The organism is Lentzea albidocapillata subsp. violacea, assembly GCF_900100275.1.
Lineage (GTDB): Bacteria > Actinomycetota > Actinomycetes > Mycobacteriales > Pseudonocardiaceae > Lentzea > Lentzea violacea.
The window spans coordinates 106,346-131,145 of record NZ_FNET01000022.1 but is presented as its reverse complement, the minus strand read 5'-3'; the positions used below and the strand labels follow the sequence as shown (position 1 = coordinate 131,145).

Annotated in this window: 25 protein-coding genes; 8 read left to right on the top strand and 17 right to left on the bottom strand. The window is 69.8% G+C overall.

The features are described 5' to 3' along the window. A partial coding sequence (locus tag BLR21_RS34150; RefSeq protein ID WP_176929925.1) for a transposase occupies positions 1 to 346 on the top strand: 346 nt, incomplete at its 5' end. On the opposite strand, the gene BLR21_RS34145 is transcribed toward BLR21_RS34150, so the two are convergent. The 5 genes from BLR21_RS34145 to BLR21_RS34125 form a co-directional block, all read right to left on the bottom strand. Then, positions 343 to 1,266 carry a LamG domain-containing protein gene (locus BLR21_RS34145; protein ID WP_090012799.1) on the bottom strand — a complete coding sequence of 308 codons (924 nt, stop codon included), beginning with the start codon at positions 1,264 to 1,266 and terminating at the stop codon, positions 343 to 345. The genes BLR21_RS34150 and BLR21_RS34145 overlap by 4 nt on opposite strands. Continuing rightward, the gene (locus BLR21_RS34140; RefSeq protein WP_256335115.1) at positions 1,263 to 3,293 is read right to left on the bottom strand and encodes a PQQ-dependent sugar dehydrogenase; all 2,031 of its coding nucleotides are present in this window, start codon (positions 3,291 to 3,293) and stop codon (positions 1,263 to 1,265) included. The genes BLR21_RS34145 and BLR21_RS34140 overlap by 4 nt, the downstream gene beginning before the upstream one ends. Before the next feature lie 140 nt (positions 3,294 to 3,433). Then, complete coding sequence (locus BLR21_RS34135) at positions 3,434 to 4,219, bottom strand: ABC transporter ATP-binding protein (RefSeq protein ID WP_256335114.1); 786 nt, start codon at positions 4,217 to 4,219, stop codon at positions 3,434 to 3,436. A gap of 23 nt (positions 4,220 to 4,242) precedes the next feature. After that, the gene (locus BLR21_RS34130) at positions 4,243 to 5,247 is read right to left on the bottom strand and encodes an ABC transporter substrate-binding protein (RefSeq protein WP_090012794.1); all 1,005 of its coding nucleotides are present in this window, start codon (positions 5,245 to 5,247) and stop codon (positions 4,243 to 4,245) included. After that, positions 5,244 to 6,065: an ABC transporter permease gene (locus BLR21_RS34125; protein WP_256335113.1), complete on the bottom strand. Its 822-nt coding sequence runs from the start codon at positions 6,063 to 6,065 to the stop codon at positions 5,244 to 5,246. The genes BLR21_RS34130 and BLR21_RS34125 overlap by 4 nt, the downstream gene beginning before the upstream one ends. A gap of 69 nt (positions 6,066 to 6,134) precedes the next feature. Here BLR21_RS34125 and BLR21_RS41990 point away from each other — a divergent pair, with 69 nt between their 5' ends. Beyond that, a complete protein-coding gene (locus BLR21_RS41990) occupies positions 6,135 to 6,410 on the top strand; it encodes a hypothetical protein (RefSeq protein ID WP_143028013.1) in 276 nt (91 codons plus the stop codon). Here BLR21_RS41990 and BLR21_RS34120 read toward each other — a convergent pair. From BLR21_RS34120 to BLR21_RS34100, 5 genes are all read right to left on the bottom strand, one after another. Continuing rightward, positions 6,386 to 7,078 carry a phytanoyl-CoA dioxygenase family protein gene (locus BLR21_RS34120; protein WP_090012791.1) on the bottom strand — a complete coding sequence of 231 codons (693 nt, stop codon included), beginning with the start codon at positions 7,076 to 7,078 and terminating at the stop codon, positions 6,386 to 6,388. The genes BLR21_RS41990 and BLR21_RS34120 overlap by 25 nt on opposite strands. Positions 7,079 to 7,080: 2 nt before the next feature. Further along, entirely contained in the window at positions 7,081 to 8,064 is a 984-nt protein-coding gene (locus tag BLR21_RS34115; protein WP_090012788.1) for an ABC transporter ATP-binding protein, read from the bottom strand. Next, entirely contained in the window at positions 8,064 to 8,885 is an 822-nt protein-coding gene (locus BLR21_RS34110; protein ID WP_090012785.1) for a carbohydrate ABC transporter permease, read from the bottom strand. The genes BLR21_RS34115 and BLR21_RS34110 overlap by 1 nt, the downstream gene beginning before the upstream one ends. Continuing rightward, complete coding sequence (locus tag BLR21_RS34105) at positions 8,882 to 9,748, bottom strand: carbohydrate ABC transporter permease (RefSeq protein ID WP_218131050.1); 867 nt, start codon at positions 9,746 to 9,748, stop codon at positions 8,882 to 8,884. The genes BLR21_RS34110 and BLR21_RS34105 overlap by 4 nt, the downstream gene beginning before the upstream one ends. A 68-nt stretch (positions 9,749 to 9,816) precedes the next feature. After that, the gene (locus BLR21_RS34100; protein ID WP_090012779.1) at positions 9,817 to 11,196 is read right to left on the bottom strand and encodes an extracellular solute-binding protein; all 1,380 of its coding nucleotides are present in this window, start codon (positions 11,194 to 11,196) and stop codon (positions 9,817 to 9,819) included. Positions 11,197 to 11,298: 102 nt separating this feature from the next. On the opposite strand from BLR21_RS34100, the gene BLR21_RS34095 reads away from it, so the two are divergent. Together BLR21_RS34095 and BLR21_RS34090 are read left to right on the top strand one after the other, a co-directional pair. Then, positions 11,299 to 14,811: an ATP-binding protein gene (locus BLR21_RS34095; protein ID WP_090012777.1), complete on the top strand. Its 3,513-nt coding sequence runs from the start codon at positions 11,299 to 11,301 to the stop codon at positions 14,809 to 14,811. A 9-nt stretch (positions 14,812 to 14,820) separates the two neighbouring features. Continuing rightward, the gene (locus BLR21_RS34090; RefSeq protein WP_090012774.1) at positions 14,821 to 15,486 is read left to right on the top strand and encodes a GntR family transcriptional regulator; all 666 of its coding nucleotides are present in this window, start codon (positions 14,821 to 14,823) and stop codon (positions 15,484 to 15,486) included. Here BLR21_RS34090 and pdxY read toward each other — a convergent pair. After that, positions 15,464 to 16,315: a pyridoxal kinase PdxY gene (pdxY, locus tag BLR21_RS34085; RefSeq protein ID WP_090012770.1), complete on the bottom strand. Its 852-nt coding sequence runs from the start codon at positions 16,313 to 16,315 to the stop codon at positions 15,464 to 15,466. The two genes, BLR21_RS34090 and pdxY, sit on opposite strands and share 23 nt — an antisense overlap. Before the next feature lie 55 nt (positions 16,316 to 16,370). Between pdxY and bla the strand changes: the two genes are divergently transcribed. Further along, entirely contained in the window at positions 16,371 to 17,270 is a 900-nt protein-coding gene (gene bla, locus BLR21_RS34080; RefSeq protein WP_090012767.1) for a class A beta-lactamase, read from the top strand. Here bla and BLR21_RS34075 read toward each other — a convergent pair. Continuing rightward, positions 17,263 to 17,664, bottom strand: a complete 402-nt coding sequence (locus tag BLR21_RS34075; protein ID WP_030478830.1) for an ATP-binding protein — start codon at positions 17,662 to 17,664, stop codon at positions 17,263 to 17,265. The genes bla and BLR21_RS34075 overlap by 8 nt on opposite strands. A gap of 82 nt (positions 17,665 to 17,746) precedes the next feature. Then, a complete protein-coding gene (locus BLR21_RS34070; RefSeq protein ID WP_090012765.1) occupies positions 17,747 to 18,142 on the bottom strand; it encodes an ATP-binding protein in 396 nt (131 codons plus the stop codon). 120 nt (positions 18,143 to 18,262) lie between these two features. Between BLR21_RS34070 and BLR21_RS34065 the strand changes: the two genes are divergently transcribed. Both BLR21_RS34065 and BLR21_RS34060 read left to right on the top strand, forming a co-directional pair. Beyond that, positions 18,263 to 19,435 (top strand): MFS transporter, encoded by a 1,173-nt coding sequence (locus BLR21_RS34065; protein ID WP_143028012.1) that lies wholly within the window; start codon positions 18,263 to 18,265, stop codon positions 19,433 to 19,435. 55 nt (positions 19,436 to 19,490) lie between these two features. Beyond that, positions 19,491 to 20,045 carry a copper resistance CopC family protein gene (locus BLR21_RS34060; protein WP_090012760.1) on the top strand — a complete coding sequence of 185 codons (555 nt, stop codon included), beginning with the start codon at positions 19,491 to 19,493 and terminating at the stop codon, positions 20,043 to 20,045. On the opposite strand, the gene BLR21_RS34055 is transcribed toward BLR21_RS34060, so the two are convergent. Both BLR21_RS34055 and BLR21_RS34050 read right to left on the bottom strand, forming a co-directional pair. Further along, positions 19,989 to 21,182 carry an RNA polymerase sigma factor gene (locus BLR21_RS34055; RefSeq protein ID WP_090012758.1) on the bottom strand — a complete coding sequence of 398 codons (1,194 nt, stop codon included), beginning with the start codon at positions 21,180 to 21,182 and terminating at the stop codon, positions 19,989 to 19,991. The two genes, BLR21_RS34060 and BLR21_RS34055, sit on opposite strands and share 57 nt — an antisense overlap. Then, positions 21,182 to 21,529 (bottom strand): YciI family protein, encoded by a 348-nt coding sequence (locus BLR21_RS34050; RefSeq protein ID WP_090012819.1) that lies wholly within the window; start codon positions 21,527 to 21,529, stop codon positions 21,182 to 21,184. Before BLR21_RS34050 ends, BLR21_RS34055 begins: the two co-directional genes overlap by 1 nt. Before the next feature lie 60 nt (positions 21,530 to 21,589). On the opposite strand from BLR21_RS34050, the gene BLR21_RS34045 reads away from it, so the two are divergent. After that, entirely contained in the window at positions 21,590 to 23,818 is a 2,229-nt protein-coding gene (locus tag BLR21_RS34045; protein WP_090012755.1) for a PEP/pyruvate-binding domain-containing protein, read from the top strand. Between the two features lie 23 nt (positions 23,819 to 23,841). Here BLR21_RS34045 and BLR21_RS34040 read toward each other — a convergent pair whose 3' ends face one another. Further along, on the bottom strand, positions 23,842 to 24,132 hold the full coding sequence (locus BLR21_RS34040; protein ID WP_176929924.1) for an HPF/RaiA family ribosome-associated protein: 291 nt from the start codon (positions 24,130 to 24,132) through the stop codon (positions 23,842 to 23,844). Between the two features lie 156 nt (positions 24,133 to 24,288). Then, on the bottom strand, positions 24,289 to 24,762 hold the full coding sequence (locus tag BLR21_RS34035; RefSeq protein ID WP_090012751.1) for a TlpA family protein disulfide reductase: 474 nt from the start codon (positions 24,760 to 24,762) through the stop codon (positions 24,289 to 24,291). Positions 24,763 to 24,800: the final 38 nt, after the last annotated feature.

The window sequence follows — 24,800 nt, the reverse complement described above, 5'->3', positions numbered from 1 at the left end:
GACCGTGCCCGCCGGGCTGGACGTGCATCTGGTCTGCGACAACTACGGCACGCACAAGACCGCGGCGATCAAGGCCTGGCTGGCGAAGCATCCGCGGTTCCACATGCACTTCACCCCGACCGGATCCTCGTGGATCAACCAGGTCGAACGCTGGTTCGGGTTCCTGGCCGAGCAGAAGATCAAACGCGGCGCCCACAAGAGCGTGCAAGCACTCGAGAAGGACGTCCGGGCCTGGATCACCGACTGGAACACCCATCCCCGGCCGTTCCTCTGGACCAAGACCGCCGAAGAGATCCTCGAATCACTCGCACGCTTTTGCAGGCGAATTTCCGGCGCAGCACACTAGCTCCTCATCCAGCGGTACTGCAGTTGCACCTCCCACGGACGGACGGCCCGGTCGAGGAACATCAGGCTGTCCATCCGGCAGTTGCAGGCGTTGCCCTCGCGGGTGTTCTGCGGGTAGCTGCCGCCGATCTTGTACCCGCGCGGGTCGCTCGCCGTGGCGAGGTCCGGTTCCGGTTCGCCTTCCAGCTGCCACGGGTCACCGGCGGCGACGTACCTGCCCGCCAGCGGGCTTCCGTTGCGGTACAGGGCCATCGTGCCGGTGTCGAAGTCGAACGTGGCGGCGAGGAACACCCATTCGTTCTGTGGCAACAGCTTCTGCCAGTCTGCTGAAGCCGCGAACGTCTGCGACGCGCCGCCGTCGATCCTGCGGGCCAGAGCGACCAGCTTCAGTTCGCCGCCGACCTGGATCAGTTCCAGCAACGCGCGCACCGCGTGGCCGTTGGAGTCTCCGGTCAGGACGCCGGCCAGGCCGATGGCGCCGTAGAGGTCATCCGGGTTGGCCGAGTTCGAGTTCGGGGCCGGGTTCTGGCCCGTCATCTTGACCCAGCCCATGATCGACGTCTGGCGCACGCCGTTGAACGCCTTCAGCGTGGGCACGCCGGTTTCGCTGTACAGGCCTGCCTTCCAGTCGTCGTTGCCGGCCAGAGCCGGGGTGATCTGCTTGAGCTGCACCGAGTTACGGCTGCGCCGGAACGCTCCGTCGCGCACGCGCATGTCGGCGCCGCCGTTGATCAGCTGCAGCCGGGTGCCTGAGCGGCCGCTGTCCTGTTCCAGGGCATTGTTGCCGCGCACCGGGTGTTCGAAGTCGTAGTAGGACACCAGGTTGCGCTGCAAACTCGGCAGCACCGTGCCGGACGTCGCCTGCGCCGGTGCGGCCAGGCCCACGCTGAACACGGTGACCAGTGCAAGGAGCCGCCTCATCGGACCCCCTTGCCCTGCACGCGCAGGTCGCGGACCCTGCCGATGTTGTCGAACGAGCCGAAGCCGACGCGACCGGAGGTGAAAGTCCTGTCCACGGCGGTCATCAGCGGGTACGGCGATCCGTCCATGTACACGGCGATCTCACCCGAGTCCGCACAATGCTTGACCCGCACGCGATGCCAGGCCGTGTCGGTGACTGCGGGAGGCGCGCCAACCGAGCGGACCGCGTCCCACTGGTGGTCCAGGCGCAGCCGGTCGGCGTTGTTCACGACGAAGATACCGTTGTGGGGGTAGATCCTGTTGTCCGACGAGAGGTGTGCGTAATAGAACTCGGTGTCCGAGCGGTGACCGAACACGATGATCACGTCCCGGTTGGACTCCGCGACCGGGGTGTCCAGCCGCACCGAGGCGTCGACCTGCACCGAACCGAACGCGGGTCCCTTCCGCAGCACCGCGTACTCGAACGGGCGGCGCGGACCAGGTCGTGCGACACCGGGCTGGGCCAGCACGACCTCACGGCCGGGGAACCGCCAGAGCGAAGGGGTGACCGGCTGCCACGACCGGGCGGAACCGGTGCCGGCGACCAAGTCGTGGCCGGCACCGCAGGAGGCGAAGGTGCGCGCACCCGTCACCTTCCAGATCTTGCCGTTCGCCTTGGCCAGCACGTAGAGCTCGCCGGCCGCGTCCTGGCCGAAGCGCAGGTCGACCCGGTTCGGGTCGTTCACCAGGGCCTTCATCGTGGTCAGCCGGCCGTTGACGTAGACCATCAGTTCACGTGACACGGCCATCGGCCGGCCCGCGCGCATCTCGCGTTCGTCGGCGTAGTAGAGCAGGCCCTTCACGCCCTCGCCGTAGATGTACTTGCCCCGCAACGAAGGGATCTTCGAACCGCGGTAGACGAAGCCGCCCATCAACGCGTTGCCGCTGTCGGCGCACGGCCGCTGGGACGACAGGCGGTTGTGGTCGAACGCGGTGACCGGGTAGGTGTAGCCGTACTTCGCGTCGTCGGCGGGCAGCGGGAACACGCCGCACGACGGGTCGCCGCGCCGGTACTGCCAGATGCCCTCGCGTTCGCTCCAGCCCAGGTTGGCGCCCTTGCGGACCTCGTAGACCGCGTCGACGGCCTTCTCGCCGATGTGGCCCATGTACATCCGGCGGGTGACGCGGTCCCAGCTGAAGCGGTACGGGTCGCGCATGCCGTATGCGTAGATCTCGCCCAGCGCGCCTGCCGTGTGCACGAACGGGTTCGTGGGTGGGATGCCGTACCGCCCGTTCACGCCGTCACGACCGGCCGGATCGATGCGCAGGATCTTGCCCTGCGGTCGTGCCAGGTCCTGCGGCACCGTGGTCGAGACGCCGATGCCGCCGTCACCGGACGCGACGTAGAGCAGTTCGTGGTCCTCGTCCCACCGGCGCGCCGTCGGGTTGAAGCCGATCTCCTGGAAGCCGTGGATGTACGAGGCGAAGCCGACCCGCAGCAGTTCGCGGTGGGTGCCGGAGAAGACGTCCGCGCGCGGGTCCGAGGCCGTCCACTCGGTGATCACGCCGTGCACCTGCGTGTTCGCGGGCGAGGGCAGGTCGGGCTTTTTCGTGGTCAGTGCGGAACCGGTCTCGGTGTGCACGGTGTAGAACTTGCCGTTGCGACTGAAGTCCGGGTGGAACGCGGCGAACCCGAAACCGCTGCCCAGGCCGCGATGGGTGTGGAAGTCGGGGCCGATGGCCGCCCCCAGGTCGAGGAACGCGTGCTGGACGCCGTCCTCCAGCAGATAGAGCTTGCCGTTCATGTCGGGCACGAACATCCGGCCGGAGCCGTCGGGCACCTCGCCGAGGTAGTTGATCCTGTTGTAGCGCACCAGTCTGGTGTCGGTCGGCGGTGGCACGGGCTGCGACTTCGGCAGCTGCGCGACCTCGGTCAGCTCCAGGCCGATGCCGGAGGCACCCGGTGTCGGCAGCGGGTCGGCGATCGGCGCGTCGGCCTGCGCCGACGCGATGGGCACGAGCAACGCGGAGAACACGACTGTTGTCACTGCCAAACGGGATAAGCGTCGGAACATCCCCACCACCCTGTGGGCCAGGCCGTGCAGCACGGCGACGGAAAGCGCTTTCCAACGCGGCGGAACCCGAAATCTACCCAGCTGATAAAGTGGTTACAACCCTGCCCGAGCGATCAGTCCTGTCCTGTCACCGCGCCCAGCAGATCGCGGATGTGCGCGGTCGCCGACGCGAACTCCGGACGGGCCATCGTCGCCGAGTAGTCCCGTTCGGCGGGCAGGTCGACCTCGATGACCTCCTTGACCACCGCAGGACGTTGCGTCAGCACGATCACCCGGTTCGCCAGGTACACCGACTCCGCGATCGAGTGCGTCACGAGCAACACGGTCGTGCCGGTCTCCCGCCACACCCGGTGCAGCTCGACGTTCATCTGCTCGCGCGTCAACGCGTCCAGCGCGCCGAACGGTTCATCCATCAGCAGCACCCGCGGCCGGTGCAGCAACGCACGGCACAACGCCACGCGCTGCTGCATGCCACCGGACAGCTCGTGCGGCAGGGCGTTCTCGAACCCGGAAAGCCCGGTCATCTCGATGAGCTCGTCGGCCCTCCTGCCCGCCTCGGCCGAGTTCATGCCGCGCATCTCGGCCTGCAGCAGGATGTTCCTGCGTGCCGACCGCCACTCCAGCAAGGCGGCGCGCTGGAACACGAACCCGATGTCGTGGCGCGGCCCGCGCACCTGCTCGCCGAGCAACGTCACCGTGCCCGACGACGGCTTCAGCAGACCGGACACCAGCTTCAGCAACGTCGACTTGCCGCAGCCGGACGGCCCGACGATGGACACGAACTCGCCCGGCGCGACGTCGATGGAGACCTGCTGGATCGCCGTCACCTCCGTGCGCTTCGACTGGAAGCGCACGGAGACGTCGTTGATCTCAACGGCGGAGGTGGTGGTTGCAGCCACATCAGTGCTCATCCCTGCTGCGCTCATCCTTTCGGGGCAACGCTTTCTTCCCAGTAGGCCGACGGTTCAGCAGCTTCCTTGATGATGCCGGTCTTCTGGAAGGTCTCGATCGTCTTCTTCCAGTCCTCGACGGTGTTGACGCCCGGCGCCTTGCCCTTGGTGGCGTCGGTGTGCAGGAGCGTCAGCGTCGTCCTGAACTGCTCCAGCACGACGGTCGGCGACGGCAGCTGCTCGGCGGCGCCCTTCATCGACTCGGCCGCGGCCTCCGGCGCCTTCTCGGCCTCTGCCCACGCCTCCTGCGTGGCCGTGACCATCTTCTTCACCAGCTCGGGGTCCTTCTGCAGCATCGACTTCGACGTCAGCAGCCCGTTGCTGAAGTAGTTCAGCCCGAACTCGGAGAAGCGCAGGTAGCTCACGTCCTTGCCGGACTTCTCCTTGATCGTCGGCCCCTGGTCGGACGCGAACCCGAGCAGCACGTCGGTCCGGTTCGAGATGACCGCGGCCATCTTGCCCGCCGGGTCGATGTTCTGGATGGAGACGTCGGACTCCTGCATGCCGTTCTGCTTCAGGAAAGCGGGGAACGTCTTCGTCAGCGCGTCCCCCGCCGTGGTGGCGACGGACCTGCCCTTCAGGTCCTCCGGCTTCTTGATGTTCTTGTCGGTGAAGAACTGCACGGACGCCGGGGTGGTCTGCAGGAACACGCCGATGCTCTTGGCCGGCACGCCCTGCTCGACCGCGGTGGCCAGTGCGGACGTGTCGGCCCAGCCGAAGTCGGTCTGGCCGGCGCCGGTCGCCGTCACGGTCTTGCCGGAGCCCTGGCCCGCCTGGATCTTCAGCTTGATGCCGTGCTTCTCGTAGATGCCCTGCTTGACCCCGTAGTAGAACGGCGCGTGCTCGCCGTACGGGTACCAGTTGGGGGTCAGCGTGACCTCCTTGGCCTCACCGCCGGCCCCGGACGTCGTGTCGCCGCCACCGCAGGCGGCGACCAGCAGCAACGCGGGAAGTAGGCCTGCGAGCAGTTTCTTCATGATCCGCCTTTCGCGAGCAGGGTGGTGACGGCGGCGCCGCGCCGGCTGGCGTGCCACGGCAGCATCAGCTTCTCGGCGAGGTCGAGCAGGAGGAAGAGCAGAACGCCGACCAGCGAGATGACGATCAGGCCCGCGAACAGCATCGGGGTGTCCATGTTGCCGTTGGCCTGCAGGATCACGTAGCCGAGGCCTTCGTTGGAACCGACGAACTCGCCGACCACGGCACCGGTCACGGCGAGCGTGACCGCGACCTTCAGGCCCGCGAAGAGGTGCGGGAGCGCCGCCGGGAAGCGGATCTTCACGAACGTCTTGACCGGGCCGCCGCCCATCGTCGCGGCGAGTTCGAGCATCTCGGTGTCGACCGACTTGAGGCCGGTGACCGTGGAGATGACCACGGGGAAGAACGCCATCAGCACGGCCACGATCACCTTGGGCTCGAACCCGAAACCGAGCCAGACCACGAACAGCGGCGCGATGGCGATCTTCGGGATGACCTGTGCGAACAGCAGGATCGGGTACGCGGTGCTCTCGATCGTCCTCGAGTAGACCATCGCGACGGCCACGAGGACGCCGAGGACGCCAGCGATGACGAAGCCGAGGACGGTCTCGTAGGTCGTCACCCAGGTGTGGCCCCAGAGGTACGACCACTTGTCGGCCAGCAGGCCGAAGGTCCTGGCCGGTGAGGGCACGAGATAGGCCTCGACCATGCCGGTGACGGTGATGAGGTGCCAGATGGCGAGGCAGGCGGCGAGCAGCGCGGCCGGACGCCACGTCCGCTCCACGACGCCGCGCCGGCTTTCCGCCCGATCCGTGTCCACGAAACTCCCTGAGGTCTCGGAAAGCGCTTTCCGGTTACGCTAGGTCCGGTCCACTGAACGGTCAAGGCGGTGGAGGAGATGAAGCTGGACCGGACGATCGATCGCGTTGACGTGTACGCCGTCGCACTTGCCACGCTGCGCTCGTTCGGCGTGTCGGGCGGAAGTGTCGCCGTCGCAGGTCATCCGAGCATCCGCGTCCTCACCAAGCTCAGCACGGACGGGGTCTGCGGATGGCGCGAGGCCCGCCGATCCTCGCTTGGGCTGATGAGACGACTGAATCGATTTTCTCGACTATTAGTCATTATCTCGCGCGTGGCGGCTCAAGAGTCGCCCGTCGCGCTGTAGGTGTTGCCGGCGTGGTCGCGTCCGCGCGCGAGGTAGATCTTGTGACCGCCGGGCTTGAGGAACCGGACCGTCGTCGGCATGTACCGCATCGTGTACCCACAGCGGCGCAAGGTGCTGCGGTTAGGCGGACTGCCGTGCACCAGCATGGCCGAGTGCACGCTGCACGCCCCGCGTTCCAGTTCCACGTCGACAGCGCGTGACTCGTCCACCGCCGTCTCCTGGTTGAAGAACGAGTCGGCGGTGCCGGTGTGCTCGGCGGCCGCGAGGTGGCTGCCCGGGATCACCCGCAGGCAGCCGTTCTCGACGGTCGACGGGTCGATCGCCAGCCAGACGGTGATCGCGTCGCCCGCGGGTGAGATGCTGTCGCGCCAGAAGTGCGCGTCCTGGTGCCACGGCACGGGTTTGCCGTCGCCGGCGGGCTTGCAGATGAAGTGCGACGAGAACAGCGCGATGTCCGGGCCGATCAGCGACTCGACGAGGTCCAGCACGTCCGGGTCGAGCAGCCACTCGAACAGGGCGGGGTCGGTCAGGTGCGGCACGTCCATGTGCTCGGGTCGCTGCCCCTCCGGCAGGGCCGCGAGCCTGGCCTCGAAGTGCGCGGCCAGTGCCTCGAACTTCGCCGGCGCGAGCACGCTGGAGTACGTCTCGTAGCCATCGGTCTGGAACATCGTCACCTCACGAGTTGGCCGGTCTCCTTGTCGTAACGCAGAACGCGCGCCGGCGGGGCATCCACGGTCACCGTCGTGCCGATCGCGGGCTCGTCGTCCTCGGGCACGACGTAGCCGATCTGGTCCTCGCCGCAGTCGAGCGTCACCAGCGACGTCACGCCGAGGTTCTCCACAATGGACACCACGCCGGTGAACAGTCCTTCCGCGGCGGGTGACAGGTATTCGGGCCGCACGCCGATTATCTGCGAGCCGCGCGGCACGAGGTTCATGGGCGTCGAGCCGATGAAGTTCGCGACGAACGTGTCCGCGGGCCGCTGGAACACCTCGCGCGGCGTGCCGAGCTGCCGGATCCGACCGGCGTCCATCACCGCGATCCGGTCGGCCAGCGCCAGCGCCTCGGCCTGGTCGTGCGTCACGAACACCGTCGTCAGCGCCAGCTCGCGCTGCAGCCTCTTGAGGAACGTCCGCGCCTCCAGCCGCAGCCTTGCGTCCAGATTGGACAGCGGTTCGTCCAGCAGCAACACCTCGGCCGACGCCGCGACCGCGCGGGCGAGCGCCGCCCGTTGCTGCTGACCGCCCGAGAGCTGGCCGGGCCGCCGGTCCAGCAGGGCGCCCAGGCTCAGCCCTTCGGCGGTGCGCACGGCCGTCTCCTGCTGCACGGACTTCGCGACGCCCCGCACCCGCAGCGGGTAGGCGATGTTCTCCGACACCGTCATGTGCGGGAACAGCGCGTAGTCCTGGAACACCATCGCCACCCGGCGCTCACCGGGCTGCAGCCGCGTGACGTCGCGGTCGCCGATCGCCACGGCTCCGTCGGTGGCGCCCTCCAGGCCCGCGATCGTGCGCAGCAACGTGGTCTTGCCGCAGCCGGACGGGCCGAGCAGGGCGAACAGCTCGCCGTCGGCGATCTCCAGGTCCAGCGCGTCCACCGCCCGCACCCCGTTGGGGTACACAGTGGACAGATCCTCGACAGTGATACCCGCCATCAGCTCTTGATGCCTCCGTGGAATCGGAACCCGTACCGCTTGCTCACGAACAGGTACAGCACGACCACCGGGATCGAGTACAACAGCGAGAACACCGGGATCACCGTCAGGTTGGCGCTGCCGCCCTCGTCGTAGAGGGTGCGCAGCAGCACGGCCGCCGGCTGCTGGCCGACGTCGCGCAGCAGCAGGAACGGCAGCAGGAAGTTGCCCCAGGCGTTGACGAACGCCCACACGAAGATCGTCGCGACGCCAGGCCGCGCGACCGGCAGGACGACGTGGGCGAGCACCTGCCGGGGTGAGGCGCCGAACACCCGCGCCGACTCCTCGTACGACCGCGGCACGGCGTCCATGAAGTCCTTGAGGATGAAGATGGCCGCGGGCAGCATGCCGCCCGCGATCACCAGCGCCGTGCCGAACTGCGAGTTGATCAGGCCGAGCTGCAGCATCATCACGAAGATCGGCACCATCGCGGCCGTGCCCGTGACGACGCTGGACAACAACAGGAGCAGGTACAGCAGCAGGTCCCGGCCGGGGATCCGCACCCGTGACAACGCGTAGGCCGCCAGCGCCGCGAGCACCGTCGTCACCACGGTCGCGATCACGCACAGCACCAGCGAGTTCACCAGCGACGTCAGCGTGTACGGGTGCTCGAAGGTCGCCACGACGTTACGCAGCGTCCAGTCCGGCCAGCGCAACCCCAGTCCGGGCTTCGCGTCGAACGGCGCCGAGGCCAGCCACAGCATCGGCACCGCGAAGAACGCCAGCACCACCGTGATCAGCACGTAGAAGCCGATCCGCCGGACGATCCACAGAGGACTCACGCCCGCCTCCGCAGGAGCCGCAGGTACACCAGGGCGATCGCCAGGTTGCCCAGGAGCAGCAGCATCGACATCGCCGACGCGTACCCGAGCTGACCTCCCTCCAGCGCCTGCCGGTAGATCAGCACCGGCAGCACCTCGGACTGGTGGTTCGGGCCACCGGACGTCAGCAGGAACGGCGTGAAGTCGTTGGCCGTCCACAGGCTGATCAGCAGCGTGTTCGTCAGCACGTGCCCGCGGATGTGCGGGAACACCACGTCCCGCACGGTCTGCCAGCCCGACGCGCCCACCAGCCGTGCGGTCTCCAGCTGCGAGGGCGGCACCGCGGCCAGCGCCGAGGTGTAGAGCAGCATCGAGAACGCCGTGCCGCGCCAGATGTTGAAGATGATCAGGCTGGTCATCGGGTACTGCACCAGCCACGACGTCTCCGGCTGCCCGAGCAGCAGTCCCAGGGTGCCCGTGTCGCGGCTCAGCACGGCGAACCACAGGAACGCCACGACCGTGCTGGGCAGGATCCAGGAGAGCAGCACCAGGCCCTCGGTCGTGCGCCGCAGCCACGGGCTGACCGAGCGCAGCAGCCACGCCAGCAGGAAGCCGAGCACGTTCTGCCCGATGACGGCCGAGAACAGCACGAACAACGCCGTCAGCCACAGCGAGTTGGTGAACAGCGGGTCGCGGACGGCCTCGACCAGGTTGTCGAGCCCGACCACCTGGGGGTTCGCCGCCGCGGGCCCGGTGAGCTGGTAGTTCGTGATGCCGATGTAGAGCGTCCACAGCGCCGGGAAGACCAGGAAGATCCCGATCAGGACCAGCGCCGGCGCGACGAACCCGACGGCGCGCCGGACGCCCAGGCCAGAGCTATCCATCGCACCGCCTGCTGCCATGGCACCTGCAACTACTACCAGCCGCAGGGCGGTAGTACCTGCAGACGCCACTAGCCGACATTGGCCTCGCCGACGGCCTTGACCAGCGCCGCGCGATAGGCGGTAGCCACCTCGTCCGGGCTCTTGCCGGACACCACGTCCGCGGTCGCCTGTTGCAGCGCGGCCGACACCTTCGGGTAGTCCGCGAGGCCCGGCCGGTACCGGGTGATCGGCAGGACCTTCTCGGCGATGAACGACAGCATCGGGTCGCCGCCGAGCACCTGGTCGTTGACGTCCTGGCGCTGGGTGAGCTGCGCGGTGCCGGCGAGCGACTCCTTGACGGCCTCTGCGGAGTTGAGGAACTGCATGAACTCCCAGGCCTGCCTGGGGTACTGGGTGTTCGGGTTGATCACCCGCACGCCACCGCCGGACATGCTCACGAAGTCCTGCCCGCCGACACCCGCCCTGGGCTCCTTGGCCGGGACCAGTGCCCAGCCGACGGCGGCGTCGCGGTCCGCCATCGCGGCCACGCCGTTCTTCGGTTCCACGACGGACCGCCAGAAGTAGTCGCTCTCCAGCAGGATGCCGATCCTGTTCTCGCTGAACAGCGTGAACGAGCGCTGCCGGCCGTTGGCCTCCTGCTGCAGCACGGGATCGCCGAGCCCTCCACCGTAGATCTTCTGGTAGAGCGTCAGCACATCCTTGACCTGCGCCGAATCCCCTTGCCACTTCCCGTTCTCGTAGATCGGCCTGCCGGTGCCTGCGAGTGCGGGCAGCACACCCTGCATGGTCGTGGCCTCGCCCATCGCGCTGCCGGCGTTGAGCTGGATCGGTGTCACGCCCTGGAGGGCCTTGAGCTTCGCCCCGGCGTCGAGCACGTCCTGCCACGACTTCGGTTGCCAGTCCGCGGGCAACCCGGCCTGGGCGAACAGCTTCTTGTTGAAGAACAGCACGCGCCCGTCCGTGCCCATCGGCACGCCGTACCGCTTGCCGTCGAACTCGCCGAGCCCCTGCACGGCCTCGGGAATCTGGTTCCAGCCGTCCCAGCCGGTGCCGCCGACGACCTCGTCGAGGGGCTTGATCTGCCCGGCCTGCGCGAACTCGCCGAGCCAGATGCCGTCGATCTCGATGATGTCGCCGCCACCGCCGGTCTTCAGGTCGAGCGCGACCTTGGTCTTGAAGTCCTCGTCGCCGGTGCCGTTCTGCTCGAACCTGATCGTCGCCGTGACGCCCTTGGCCTTCTGCATCTCGGTGAATCTCGGGATCACCCAGTTCTGGATCCAGTTCGCCCCGCGCGCGTTCTTCCCGCCCACCGCCGCGTTGGCGACGATCGTCAGCGTGATCTCCTTGGCGTCGGCGTTGCGCGCCTGATCACCGCTCTGCGTCTGCCCCAGACATCCCGCCAGCAGCCCGCACACCACCAGCAGTCCGAACACCTTTGTTCGCCCCATCGGTCCAACATGGCACTGGACCACGGCGGCCACAAGCTCTCAGTGCGTGGCGGCGAGGAAGGCACCCGTCTGGCGCGGTGATCGGCGGTATGGTCCAGACCGATGTCTGTCGAGTTCGCGGTACTCGGTCCCCTGCAGGTCCGCGTGAACGGCAGGGAGCACCGGGTCGGCGGGTTCACCCGCCGGGCCACGCTGGGTCTCCTGCTGCTCAACGCGGGCCGCGTGGTGTCGATCAGCGAGCTCACGGCGGCGTTGTGGCCCGGCGGGCATCCGCCCACGGCACGCGGGATCCTGCTCAACGTCGTGTCGGCGTTGCGCAAGGCCGGGCTCGACATCGTCACCCGCAAGCCCGGCTACCTGTTGCGTGCGGAACCGGATCGCGTCGACCTGCACCGGTTCCGGGCCGCCCTGCACCGCGCTTCGGCCGCGCCGGGGCCCGAGCAGACCGCCGCGATCCTGCGGGACGCGCTGGCGTTGTGGCGCGGGCCCGTGCTCGCGGACCTGGTGGCGGACGGCGTCACATGGCCGGCGCTGGTGGAGATCACCCATCTGCGCGACGCGGCGGTGGAGGACAGGTTCGACGCCGAACTGGCGTGCGGGCGTCATCGCGAGGTGATCGCGGAGCTCGAGGCGCTGGTGAGCGATCACCCGTTGCGCGAACGCCTGCAGGGGCAGCTGATGCTCGCGCTCTACCGGTCCGGCAGGCAGGCCGACGCGCTCGCGGTCTTCCGTGCGGCACGGGAACGCTTCGCCGCCGAGCTCGGCATCGATCCCGGACCCGAACTGGCCGGGCTGGAACGGGCGATCCTCACGCAGGACCCGGCTCTCGCGGCCACCCCGTCCCCCACCCAGACCATGCTGGAACGCAAGAAGGTCAGCGTCCTCGTCGTCCGGCTGGAGCTGCCGGGAGCGGACGAGGCCGCCGACGAACGGCTGGAAACCGCGGTCGCACAGGTGCTCAGGCACGTCGAGGCTCTCGGCGGCACCACCGTCACGACGCTCGGGTCCACGGTCTGTGCGGTCTTCGGGGCGCCGGTCAACCGCGAGGACGATGCCGCACGGGCCGTGCGTGCCGCGTTCGAGATCACCGGCGAGCATCCGGCGGCCGCCGCGGTGTCCACCGGGCCCGCGCTCGTCACGTCCGGCGATCGCGTCGAGGTCGGCGGCACGGTGCTCGACGCCGGTCTCAGATTGCTCGCCCACACCACGAAAGGTGAGGTCGGCACGTGCCCGGTGACGGACCGCGCGCTCACTCCGACCGCGGACGACGCGCCGTTCGTGGGCCGCTCGCGCGAGATGGCTCTGCTCGTCGAGACGTACGAGCAGGTCAGGGCGACGAGCCGGCCGAGGACGATCACGCTGGTCGGCGAGCCGGGCGTGGGCAAGAGCAGACTCGTCCGCGAGTTCGCCACGGGCCGCCGGACGCTCACCGGCCGCACGCCCCCGTTCGCGCGCGACGACGTGTTCGCGCCGCTGGCGGAGATCGTGCGGAGCCACGCGCAGATCTTCGACACCGACGACGCCGCCGCGGTCACCGCCAAGATCCAGGCGATCAGCGACGACCCGTGGCTCGTCACGCAGCTCTGCGCGCTGGCCGGGGCCGGTCCGCAGGGCAGCGACGTGCTGATGGCGTGGCGCAGGCTGGTCGAGCACCTCGCGGAGGAACCGCTGGTGGTGATCGTCGAGGACGTGCACTGGGCCGACGACCTGCTGCTCGGCTTCCTGCACGGGCTGGCCGACACCGCGGACGACGTGCCGTTGCTGGTGCTCCTCACCGCACGCCCTGGGCCACCGGTCAGAGGTGAGTCGATCACGCTGGACGCACTGTCCGAAGAGGACACCGCGCAGCTGCTCGAAACCCTGATGGCCCGCCACGACGTGGTGGCCGACGTGCCGACACTGTTGCGCCAGGCGGCAGGTAACCCGCTCTTCGCCGCCGAGTACGTCCGCATGCTCCGCGACGGCGCACCGGACGCCCTGCCGGAGACGGTGCAGACCGTCATCGGCGCGCGGCTGGATTCGTTGCCACAGCGGGAAAGGTCCGTGCTGCAGGACGCCGCGGTCCTCGGTCCGGCGGTCTGGCCGGGCGCGGTCGCGGTCGTCGCGGAACGGGACGCCGCCGAGATCGCGCGCAGCCTGGAGGTGCTGGCACAGCGGGACTTCCTCAAGCGCCAGACCAGCAGGGTCCTCGGCGAGGCCGAGTACGCCTTCAGCCACGTGCTGGTGCGCGACGTCGCCTACGACCGGGTTCCGCGTGGTACCAAGGCGATGAAGCACTACCACGCGGCCGAGTGGGTGCAGGCGCTGCCGCTGGAGCACGTTCCCCTGCTGGCGTACCACTTCCAGGAGGCGGTGTGGATCGCCGAGGCCTCCGGGAAACCGTGCGACATCATGGGCCGCAAGGCACGGACGGCCCTGACCGACGCGGGACGCAGAGCCACCGCCCTGGCCGCCAGGGACACCGCGATCCGGTGCTACCGCGCCGCGCTGGCCGTCTGCCCGCCCGGCCACCCCGACCAGGCAGGCCTGCTCACGTTGCTGGGATCGAGCCTGGCGTGGAGCGGCGAAGGGCTCGGGGAACTGGCCGAAGCCGTCGAACTCCACTGCGGTGCCAGGAACTTCGCGGGCGCGGCCGAGGCCTCCCGAGCATCCTGGCGCGCCACCTGGCACCAGGGCGACCACGCGGCGGCCGAACGGCACCTCGACCGCACGATCGAGTTCCTCGCGCTGGCCGGGCCGGACGAGCGTGCGTTCGGCGTGCAGGCGTACCTCGCGCACTCCCTGACCCTCGTGGACAGGCTGGACGACGCGGTCAGCGCCGCGCGGGAGGCGCTGCGGGGCACCACCGGCGTCGAACGGGCCATCGCGCTGGAAGCCCTGGGACTGGCCAGGGTCAAGCAGGGCGACCCGGAGGGCATCGGCGACCTGCGCCAGGCCGTGACCGAGCGCAGGACGGCCGGCGTCTCGCCCAGCCTGTGCCTGTTCAACACGGGCACCGCCTACGCCGTGCTCGGCGACGCCAAGGCACGACTCGCGGTGAGAGCCGAGGCACGGGTGGCCGCTCAACGGCACGGCGACGACGACACGATCACCTGGCTCGACTCCTCCAGGTACCTGGACCTGTTCTGGGACGGCAGGTACGCGGAGGCGCTCCGGCACGTGGACGAGTCGATCGCCCGCTCCCCCGGCCAGTCCCACCTGCACGCCGCCCGCGGCCGCGTCCGGTTGCTGACCGGCGATCTCACCGGGGCCACCGAGGACGCGGACCGGGCGCTGGAACTCGCGAGGAGCAAAGGCCATCCCGGCGAGTTGCAGCACCCGCTGACGTTGAAGGCCCGCATCGCGCTCCGGAACGGCGACCCGGCCGAGGTCGGCGAACTGCTCGTCCTGCTGCGCGGCCGCCAGATCACCGGCCCGATCGGCGTCGACCTGCCGATCGTCCTCGCCGCCGCGGGCCACGGCCAGGACTGCCTCGCCGAGGTGTCCTGGTCACGCTGGAAGGACGCCGCGGTCGCCTACCTCGGCGGGGACCGGAGCGAAGCTCTTCGGATCTACCGGGAGATCGGCTCCGTGCCCGACACCGACGATGAGTCGCTGGTTATCGGCCGGAAATAGCGTCCGGGTGTGCCCGCGATCCCGCGCTACTTCCAGGCCAAGACCAGGCTGCTCGACCTGGTGAACGAGCTGCCCGACAACACCCCGTTCCCGCCGGAACGCGAGCTCTCGGACGTGTTCGGCATGTCCCGCACCACCATCCGCAAGGCGATGGACGAGCTCGTGCTGGAGGGCAGGCTCGTCCGCGGGGCGGGCCGGCAGGGCACCGCCGTCGCGCCCCGCAAGCAGGTCCACCGGATCGGCCTCGACGCGTTGGTGCAGGACCTCGCCGCCCGCGAACAGGTCGTGGTCAGGACCATCGGCGCGCAGGACGTGATCAACGTCGAGTCGGTCCTCGTGCGCGGGGACGAACCGGTCGGCGTGCGGTCGACCTACCTGCGCGCGTCCCGGTTCCCCCGCTTCGCCGAGCGCTACGACGGCACAACCCCGCTGCGGAGGTTCCTCTCCGACGCCTACGGGATGCGGTTCGGCGAGCTGTGTCCCTGGTGCACCACCGCTCTCGCCACGCCCCGCGTCGCCGGACTGCTCGACGTCCGCCCTGCCACACCGGTGCTGTCGGTGGCGTGGCTCGGCCACGACCTGCGGGGTACGCCGGTCGAACGGTCGTGGGTCGTACTGCGGGGCGACCGCGCGCACCTCACGATGCAGGATCTCAGCGCACCTGCTCGGCCTTGAACTGCATCCGCGGCGCCGCGTAGAACTCCTGGGCCTGCACCAGCCGCAACTCGCGCTCACCGGAGCGGTAGGTCAGCTCGATCAGGTCGAAGACACTGGACGCGGTGCGCTCCAGCGCCAGCGCCGCGTCCTTCGTCTGCACGTAGTGGGCGGTGAACAGCGCGGCCGTGACATCGCCGGACCCGTTGGCCTTGAACGGCAGATGCGGGGTGGTCACCAGCCACGCGCCGGCGTCGTCCACGACGAGCATCTCGATGGTGCCCTCCTCCCGGTCCTGCCGCTCGACGCTCGTGACCAGCACGGTCGACGGGCCCATCGCGCGGGCGAGGTCGGCCGAGGCGAGCGTCGAGTCGATGCTCACCGGCTCGGTGCCGGTCAGGAACCCCAGTTCGAACTGGTTCGGGGTGATGATGTCGGCCACCGGCACGACCCGGTCGCGCAGCAGCACGGGGATCTCGGGAGCCACGAAACAGCCGGACTTGGCGTTGCCCATGACCGGGTCGCACGCGTAGAGCGCCGCCGGGTTCGCGGCCTTCACCCGGCGCACCGCGTCGACGATCACGTCGGCGATGCCCGCCCCGCCCTGGTAACCGGACAGCACGGCGTCGACCTGGGGGAAGATCCCGCGCTCCTCCACCCCGAGCAGGATCTCGGCCACGTCCGGCGGCGGGATGAGCGGCCCGCGCCAGGCGCCGTACCCGGTGTGGTTGGAGAAGTTGACCGTGGGGATCGGGACGACCTCGACCCCGATGCGCTGCAGCGGGAACACCGCCGCGGAGTTCCCGACGTGGCCGTGGGCGACCACGGACTGGATGGACAGAACCTTCATTTCGCCAGCCTAGAGCGCCACTCCCCGCCCCGATCGTTGAACGTAGTGTGATCAGGTGGCCGACCGACGCACAGTTCTGAAAACCTTCGCCCTGCTCCCGCTCGCCGGATGCGCTGCCCCGCAGGCTCCGGCCCCGATCAGTACGGCACCACCGGCCACGACGACCAGTGCGGCGCCCGTGCGGCACGACGCGTTGTCCGAACTGGAGAAGAAGTTCGACGCACGGCTGGGCGTCTACGCGATGAGCGACAACGGCAGCACGATCGAGCACCGGGCGGACGAACGGTTCGCGTTCTGCTCGACGTTCAAGGGCCTTGCCGCGGCGGCCGTGCTGCACCGCAACCCGATGTCGCATTTGGACACCGTCGTGACGTACACCGAGGCCGACCTGATGAAGAGTTCGGCCATCACGAGGCAGAACGTCCGAACAGGAATGAAGCTGCGCGACCTGTGCGACGCCGCGGTCCGGTACAGCGACGGCACGGCGGGCAACCTGCTGCTGCGCGACCTCGGCGGCCCGGCGGAGCTCACGAGGTACCTGCGCGAACTCGGCGACACCGAGACCCGCATGGACCGCGTCGAGCCCGCCATCACCTCCGCCACGCCCGGCGACCCGCGCGACACCGCCACCCCGCGCTCACTCGGCACCGACTACCAGCGGATCGTGCTCGGCGACGCCCTCGAACCGGCGAAGCGCGACTTCCTGACCGGCCTGCTGGAACGCTCGGTCACCGGGGCAAAGCGCGTCCGGGCCGCGGTGCCCGCGGGCAGCAGGGTCGCCAACAAGACCGGCACCGGGCAGTACGGCACGGTCAACGACATCGCGGTCGTGTGGCCACCGGGCCGGGAGCCGGTCCTGATCGCGATCATGTCCAGCAAGTCAACCGCGGACGCCAAGTACGACGAGGCTCTCGTCGCCGAAGCCGCCGCCTACGTCGTCAGGACCCTCACCTGACGGTCGACACGTCCGCCCACACGGTCTTGGAGTCCGGGAACCGGTTGTGCCCCCACACCTGCGCCAGGCCGTTGACCAGCAACAACCCCCGCTGCCGACGCCCGAGGAACCCCATCCGGCCGAGTTGGGGGAACCGGCCGGGCGTTCCGTCGTCGACCTCGACCCGCACCACCTCGCGCTCCGGCAGGCACAGAATGCGCGCGCGTCGCTGCGGGGCGGCGTGGTGGTAGGCGTTGCTCACGAGTTCCGTGGCCACGACCATCACGTCGACCACGACGTTCTCGTGCATTCCTCTCAGGAGACGACGAACCTCCGCACGCACGTTCGCGAGCGGTAGAACACCCTCCGGTAGGACGAGGTCCAGTCGTTCGGTGGACCGTCCTGCAATACCCATCAGCATCTCCCCGCGCCCTGTTGTTTCAAGGCACGAGCCTCGGTACCCCAGAACGCACAGATCGAAACCTGCCGGCCTGCCATCACGTCGGCCTGGGAAGAACGGCCCAGACCACGGTGCCACCGTGCGCCCTGTCCACCCCCCAGCGATCCGACAGCCGGGCCACCAGGACCAGGCCGTAGCCGCGCTGCGGGCGGGACACCTTGCGCAACGGCGGATGGGCACGGGCGTCGTGCGCGATCTCGATGCGGATCTTGTGCGGTTCCACGACGACGCGCAGGAACGACGGTTCCGACGTGTACCGGTAGGCGTTGCTGACCAGCTCGTTCACCACCAGCAACACATCGGCGACGGCGTCCGCGTCCTCGCCCGTCAGTTCCAGCCGTACCCAGCGGCGGACGGCCGCGAGTGACGGTCGTTGCCTGCCCAGGGGCAGATCCGCCGCCTCACCCGTCCTGGCTGCCTGGTCGCGAGCCAAACCGCTCCTCGGTCAGTTGATCAGTTCGGCGGCGGGTTACCCAGCTGCATCCGCGGCCAAACCACTCGTTCATCAACCTGATCTACCCTCACGGCTCCGCCGCGAATCCAGGGGGACAGCGTGCCCAGATCCTTGACGCCGTTATTGGCCGCGTTGCTGGTCATGTACTCGGTGCACCAGATGCTCACCGGCGTCATCGCCCCGCTCGCCGGCGAACTCGCCCTCACCGCCTTCCAGCTGAGCCTGGTGTTCACGGTCACGTCCGTGACGATCACCGTGACGAGCCTGCTCTGGGGACTGCTGTTCGACGCCGTGGGACCGCGTCCCGTGCTGTTCGCCGGACTCGTGCTGTGCGTGGCCGGGCCCGCCGGTTTCGCCGCGACGGTGGCGTTCGGCCTCGACGAGACGCTGACCCCGAACCTGGCGTTCGCGTTCGTGCTGCTGTTCCGCGCCGTGCTGTTCGGCGCGGGCCTCGCCTCGGTGCTCGTCGCCGCGCTCGCCGTCGCGGGTCTCTCCACCCAGAGCGAGACGGCGCGCACCCGAGCCATCGGCTTCGTCGGTGCCGCTCAGAGCCTCGGCGCCGTGATCGGCCCGGTCGCCGGCGGCGCGCTCGCGGTGGCGTCGATGTGGCTGCCGCTGTACGTCGCGCCCGGGGTCGCCCTGCTGCTCTCGCTCCTGGTCCTCGCCACCTTGAAGCCTCTCGCTCCGCAGCCGGGGGAACCGGTGCAGGTCCAGCCGCTGCTTCTGGTGCCCGCCTTCGGCACCGGCTTCTTCCTCTACCTGTCACTCGGGATGGCGCAGGTCGTCGTCGTGTACCTCGCCGTGGACAAGCTGCGGATGGCCGCGGGCGCCGTCGAGGGCGTGCTGTTCGCCTCCGCCATCGGGCTCGTGCTGACGCAGGGGCTGCTCGTGCCGCTGCTGAAGTGGTACCCGGTCCGGCTGATGCGGATCGGCTCCCCCGTCTCGGTGGCCGGCTACGCGCTGCTCGCGGTGGCGCCGTCGTCCTCGTTGATGGCACTGGCGTTCCTGGTGGTGGCGGTCGGCGTCGGTCTCGCGCTCACCGGGTTCGCCGCGGCGGCCTCGCTCGGCGCCGGGCCGCGGCACCAGGGCCTGACGGCCGGGCTGGTCACCACCACGAGCGGGCTGACGTTCATCGCCGCGCCGATGCTGAGCGCGCTGCTGTACGAGGTGGAGCCCGTCGCGCCCGTGCTCGCCGCCGCGGTGGCCGCCCTCGTCGCGACCGGATTGTCGTACGTGCCGGTGACGCCGCAGTTACCCCGGCCGGTGGCGTGACGGTTCCCGGTTCTGAGACTGCCGGACTGATCGGCACAGCCACTACGCTGCGCACGTGACGCGTTACCTAAGCGTGCTCGTGCTGGCACTGCTCGCAGCGACGGCCGTGGCCGTCCCCGCGCAGGCCCACGCCGAGCTCAAGAGCAGCAATCCGGCGTCCGGCGCGGCCCTGGCGGCTCCGCCCGAGCAGATCGAGCTGGTGTTCAGCGAGGCCGTGCAGCTGCCGGACGGGGACGCGGTCACCGTCACGGGGGCCGACGGCACGACGCTGCCGGTCACCCAGGTGCACGCCGTCGACAGGACGATCACGGCGAAGATCGACACCGCCGCCGCCAAGTCCGGCGCGCACACGATCGCCTGGTCGGCCAAGTCCGACGACGGCGACACCGTCACCGGCACGTTCAGCTTCACGATGACCGTCGTGGCGCAGTCCACGTCGGCCAGTGCCCCGCCGTCGGCGGTGACGCCGAGCGCACCCGTGTCGAACGCTCCCCCGTCGACCACGCCCTCCGACTCCGGTGGCGTGCCGGTCTGGGTGTGGATCCTGATCGGGCTAGCGGTCGTCGTCGGCGCGATCCTCCTGGTCCGCCGCAAGCCGGAGAGCCCGTAGCCGTTCGCGCAGGAGCTCGCGTTCGGCCGGGTGTTCGGCCCGGTCGAGTGCGGCCTCCAGTGCCGCCGCCGGGTCTTTCCCGAGCCGTTGCAGCAGGTCCGCGCGCACGGCGTGGAACAGGTGGTAGCGATCGAGGTCGAGCGCGTCGACCTCCAGCAACGCCCGCTCCGGGCCTTCGGTCTCGGCCAGCGCGACGGCGCGGTGCAGGGCCACGACGGGGCTCGGCGTGATCGCAATCAGCTGGTCGTAGAGGGCGACGACCTGGTGCCAGTCGGTCGGCGGGTCGCTGTGCACGGCGTTGATCGCGGCCTGGAGCTGGTACGGGCCGGGCCGGTTCCAGCGCAGGCAGCGGCGCACGAGGTCCTGACCCTCCCGCACGAGATCCGCGTTCCACCGCGCCCTGTCCTGGTCCTGGAGCAGGACGATCCTGCCGTCCCGCAGCCGTGCCTCCCGGCGGGACGCGACGAGCAGCATCAGGGCGAGCAGCCCCCACACCTCGGGCTCGTCCGGCATGAGCCCCGCGAGCACCCGGCCGAGCCGGATCGCCTCCTCCGCGAGCTCCGCCCGGTCGAGCCAGCCCTCGTTGAAGATCAGGTAGACGACGGCGAGCACGGCCTTCAGGCGTTCGGGCAGGTCGGCGTCGCGCGGCACCCGGTACGGGATGCGGGCCGCGCGGACCTTGCCCTTCGCGCGCACGATCCGTTGCGCCATCGTGGGTTCCGGTACCAGGAACGCCTTGGCGATCTCCGCCGTCGTCAGGCCGCCGAGCAGTTTCAACGTCAGCGCGACCTGGGCGGGCAACGCGAGCGACGGGTGGCAGCAGGTGAAGATCAGTCGCAACCGGTCGTCGGGCACGTCCCCCACCTCCTGCTCTTCCGGTTCGTGGTGCAGCAGTGCCGCCTGCGCCTGCTTCTCGTGGCCCTTGGCCTCCCGGCGCAGCCGGTCGATCGCGCGGTTGCGGGCCGTCGTGATGATCCAACCGGCCGGAGCGGGCGGGACGCCGTCGACCGGCCACCGCAGCACGGCCGTGGCGAAGGCGTCCTGCACCGCCTCCTCGGCGAGGTCGATGTCACCGAGCAGGCGGGTCAGGACGGACACCGCACGGCCGTACTGGGCCCGGAAGACGTCCTCGATCATCAGAACGCGACGGGCCTGACCTCGATCGGCAACGGGCTGAGCACGCCCGCGAGCCGGCGGCCCCACTCGAGCGCCTCGTCGAGGTCGGCGGCCTGGATGATCGTGAAGCCGCCGATGTGCTCCTTGCCCTCGGCGAACGGCCCGTCCGTCATCAGCACGTCGCCGTCGTTCGCCCTGAGCACGGTCGCGGTCGACGGCGGGTGCAGGCCGGCGGCGAACACCCAGACGCCCTTGGCCTGCATCTCCTCGTTCAGCGCGCCGAGATTCGCCATGATCGGTTCGAGCACCTCGGGCGGCGGGGTCTCACCGTCGGGCTGGTAGATGCTGAGCAGGTACTTCTGTGTCATCGGGATCTCCTTTCCCCCTTTGTACGAACGGGACAGGCCCCTTTCGACGACCATGGCGACATGATCCCGTTGATCCTCCCGCTCGACGACCCGCGAGCGGTGCTGGCCGTGGCCGGCGGCAAGGGCGAGTCGCTGGCAAGGCTCGTCCGGGCGGGCCTGCCGGTGCCCGCCGGATTCCACCTCACGACCCGCGCCTACCGCGAGCGGTCGATGGAGGGCGTTCTGGAGGCGTTCCGCGCGCTCGGCGGACCCGTGGCGGTGCGGTCGTCGGCGACCGCGGAGGACCTGCCTGGGCTGTCGTTCGCTGGCCAGCACGACACCGTGCTGAACGTGTCCGAGGACGGGCTGTTCGACGCGGTCCTGCGGTGCTGGGACTCGCTGTGCTCCGAACGCGCCGTCGCCTACCGCGAGCACAACGGGATCACCTCGGCCGAGATGGCGGTCGTCGTGCAACGGATGGTGCCCGCGGAGATCTCCGGCGTGCTGTTCACCGCGGACCCCGTGACCGGGCGGGCCGAGCCGGTCATCAACGCGGTCCGCGGGCTCGGTGAGGCACTCGTCAGCGGAACGGAGAACCCGGCCGACGTCCTGTCCGGCGACCAGAAGGCGTCACTGGTCGCCCTGGGTGCGCGGATCGAGGCCCTGTACGGCACGCCGATGGACATCGAGTGGGCGCTGGCCGGGGGCGAGTTCCAGATCCTGCAGGCGCGGCCGATCACGTCGTTGCGGGTCGAGTGGAACGACACGCTCGACGGCGACTACCTGTGGTCCAACGGCAACGTCGGCGAGGCGATCCCCGAGGTGATGACGCCGGTGACGTGGTCGCTGGCGCAGGTGCTGTCGAGCGCGGCGATCGGGCCGCACCGGATCTCCGGCAACATCGGCGGCCGCTTCTACCTCAACATCAGCACCTTCACCGCGCTCGGCGCGGCCGTCGGCAAGGCCGGCGCGATGCTGCGCTCCGGCGAGGAGACGTTCGGGCGCATCCCGGCCGGCGTGACCGTGCCGCCGCTGCCGATGTCACGGGCCGCGATCCTCGGCGCGGTGCTGCGGGGCGCGGGCGGGCCGTTGAAGCAGCAGATCCTGTACCGGACGCGGTTGCCGCGGCTGGTCCGCGACAACCCCGCCCGCTGCGCCGCCGCACGCCGGGCCGTCGCCGCCTGTGCCACGCCGGACGCGCTGCTCGCCCTGTGGCACAACGATCTCGACCAGCTGCTGCGGTTCGTCTGCCCGATCCTCGACGCCGGCGCGCGCATGATCGGGGGCGGGCCGGTGGCGTTGCGGCGCGAACTCGTGGCGCTGGCCGGCGAGGAGGACGCCGCCACGTTGCTGACCGGGTTCCACGCGGGCGCCGGGCTGTCGAGCGTGGGGCCGCTGATCGGGCTGGCGCGGGTGCGCTCGGGAGAGCTGAGCTGGGAGGAGTACGCGGAGCAGTGGGGTCATCGGTCCCACGACGAGTTCGAGATCCACCAGCCGCGTCCCGCCGAGGACCCGGCGTGGATGAGGACGCAACTGGACGCGCTGGCGGATCCCGTCGCGTTGCTGGAGCGGCAGGCGGCGGCGCGGGCAGCCGCCTGGGACCGGCTGGTGGCGGCGCAGCCGCGGCGGGCACCGCGGATCGAACGGCGGCTGGCGCGGATCGGGGCCGGGGCGCGGGCCCGGGAACAGGCGCGTTCCGAGATGGTGCGCGCGTTCTGGGTGATGCGGGCGTTCGTGCTGCGGGCCGGGGAGCTGACGTCGTCCGGCGACGACCTGTTCTTCCTGCCGATCGACGACGTGCTGCGCGTGCTGGGCGGCGAGACCTCGTTGCTGGACCGCGTTCCCGCTCAACGGCAGGCCTATGAGCGTTATCGCGCGCTGCCGCCCTATCCGGCCGTGATCCGCGGGCGGTTCGATCCGGAGTCCTGGGCCGCCTCACCGGACCGCCGGGCCGACCTCTACGACGCGACCTCGGACGTGCCGATGCCGTCGGACGTCACCGGGTTCCCCGGCTCGGCGGGCGTGGTCGAGGGAGTGGCCCGCGTGCTCGCCAGGATCGACGAGGGCGGGGCACTGCAACCCGGCGAGGTCCTGGTGACGTCGGTGACGAACGTCGGCTGGACGCCGTTGTTCACCCGTGCCGCGGCCGTCGTGACCGATGTCGGCGCGCCCTTGTCGCATGCCGCGATCGTGGCGCGGGAACTGGGCATCCCGGCGGTGGTGGGCTGCGGCAACGCGACGACCCGCATCGCCACGGGGGACGTCATCCGGGTCGACGGTGCTCGGGGCACCGTGCAGAAGGTGCGCTGAACCCACCCGCCCGTCCGCCGTGGTCAGTTGTGCGCGAGCACGCCGTGCATCGAGACGAGCTGGCGGCGCATGCGTTCCCGCACCAGGTCGATCACCTCGGTGACCGTGTCACCCTCCGCGTACGCCTGCACCTCGACCCACTTCAGGTCGAGCCGGGCGTGCGCGTGGATCACGGACCTGTCCGAGGTCAGGTTGACCCACGCGAAGTCGACGTGATCCGGCGCGTAGCGGTCCAGCGAGCCGATCCGAGCGGACGCGTAGTCCCTGGCCTGCTCGGGAATGGCCTCCGCGAGCGAGACCTGGATGTAGTCCATCGACACCTGCCTCCTCAAGGCCATGCGGCATCGCCACGTGGCCGGTTCGACGGTACGTTTCCGATCGCGACGCCGAACCAGGCCTTGGTCCCGACAGCACAGGGACTTTCTACCGAGAAGACGGTGATACCAGCCGACCCGGCGATGTCACCGGGATCAAGTCTTTGGTACCAAAGAGGAAACTCGCTGGTCCAGCTGCTCCTCGGTGGGCGAGCCGGTGAGCAGTTCCACGGAGCCGTCGGCGCCCACGAACGCGAACGTCGGCTGCGCGGTGACGCCGAACCGCTTCCACACCGCGCCGTCCAGGTCCGCCAGGTGGGGGAAGGCGGACATCCTGTGGTCACTCACGAACTTCTTCATCGCGTCGAGCTGGTCCTCCGCCGCGACACCGACGAACTGGACCTTGCCGTGCCGCTTGGCCAGCGCCTCGACCGTCTCCGCCTCGGCGTTGCACGCCGGGCACCACGGCGTCCAGAACCAGAGCACGGCGGGCTGGCCGACGAGCTTGTCGCCGCGGAACTCCGCGCCCTCCAGGGTCTTGGCGGTGAATTGGAACTTCTCGGGCGCCGGCGCCTTCTCCGCGCAGCCGGCGAGCAGCAGGATCCCTAGCAGCAGTCCGAGGATGCGCATTCGGCTCCTCACCTCCTGCCCGGACGTACGGCCTAGCG

Bases quoted from the DNA above. Each gene is read 5' to 3' on its own strand.
- BLR21_RS34105 (WP_218131050.1), bottom strand. From the start codon at position 9,748: ATGGATAGCTCTGGCCTGGGCGTCCGGCGCGCCGTCGGGTTCGTCGCG.
- pdxY (WP_090012770.1), bottom strand. From the start codon at position 16,315: ATGAAGGTTCTGTCCATCCAGTCCGTGGTCGCCCACGGCCACGTCGGG.
- BLR21_RS34050 (WP_090012819.1), bottom strand. From the start codon at position 21,529: ATGACACAGAAGTACCTGCTCAGCATCTACCAGCCCGACGGTGAGACC.
- BLR21_RS34055 (WP_090012758.1), bottom strand. From the start codon at position 21,182: ATGATCGAGGACGTCTTCCGGGCCCAGTACGGCCGTGCGGTGTCCGTC.
- BLR21_RS34130 (WP_090012794.1), bottom strand. From the start codon at position 5,247: ATGAAGAAACTGCTCGCAGGCCTACTTCCCGCGTTGCTGCTGGTCGCC.
- BLR21_RS34120 (WP_090012791.1), bottom strand. From the start codon at position 7,078: ATGTTCCAGACCGATGGCTACGAGACGTACTCCAGCGTGCTCGCGCCG.
- BLR21_RS34145 (WP_090012799.1), bottom strand. From the start codon at position 1,266: ATGAGGCGGCTCCTTGCACTGGTCACCGTGTTCAGCGTGGGCCTGGCC.
- BLR21_RS34100 (WP_090012779.1), bottom strand. From the start codon at position 11,196: ATGGGGCGAACAAAGGTGTTCGGACTGCTGGTGGTGTGCGGGCTGCTG.
- BLR21_RS34075 (WP_030478830.1), bottom strand. From the start codon at position 17,664: ATGGGTATTGCAGGACGGTCCACCGAACGACTGGACCTCGTCCTACCG.
- BLR21_RS34045 (WP_090012755.1), top strand. From the start codon at position 21,590: ATGATCCCGTTGATCCTCCCGCTCGACGACCCGCGAGCGGTGCTGGCC.
- BLR21_RS34115 (WP_090012788.1), bottom strand. From the start codon at position 8,064: ATGGCGGGTATCACTGTCGAGGATCTGTCCACTGTGTACCCCAACGGG.
- BLR21_RS34035 (WP_090012751.1), bottom strand. From the start codon at position 24,762: ATGCGCATCCTCGGACTGCTGCTAGGGATCCTGCTGCTCGCCGGCTGC.
- BLR21_RS34095 (WP_090012777.1), top strand. From the start codon at position 11,299: ATGTCTGTCGAGTTCGCGGTACTCGGTCCCCTGCAGGTCCGCGTGAAC.
- BLR21_RS34040 (WP_176929924.1), bottom strand. From the start codon at position 24,132: ATGGACTACATCCAGGTCTCGCTCGCGGAGGCCATTCCCGAGCAGGCC.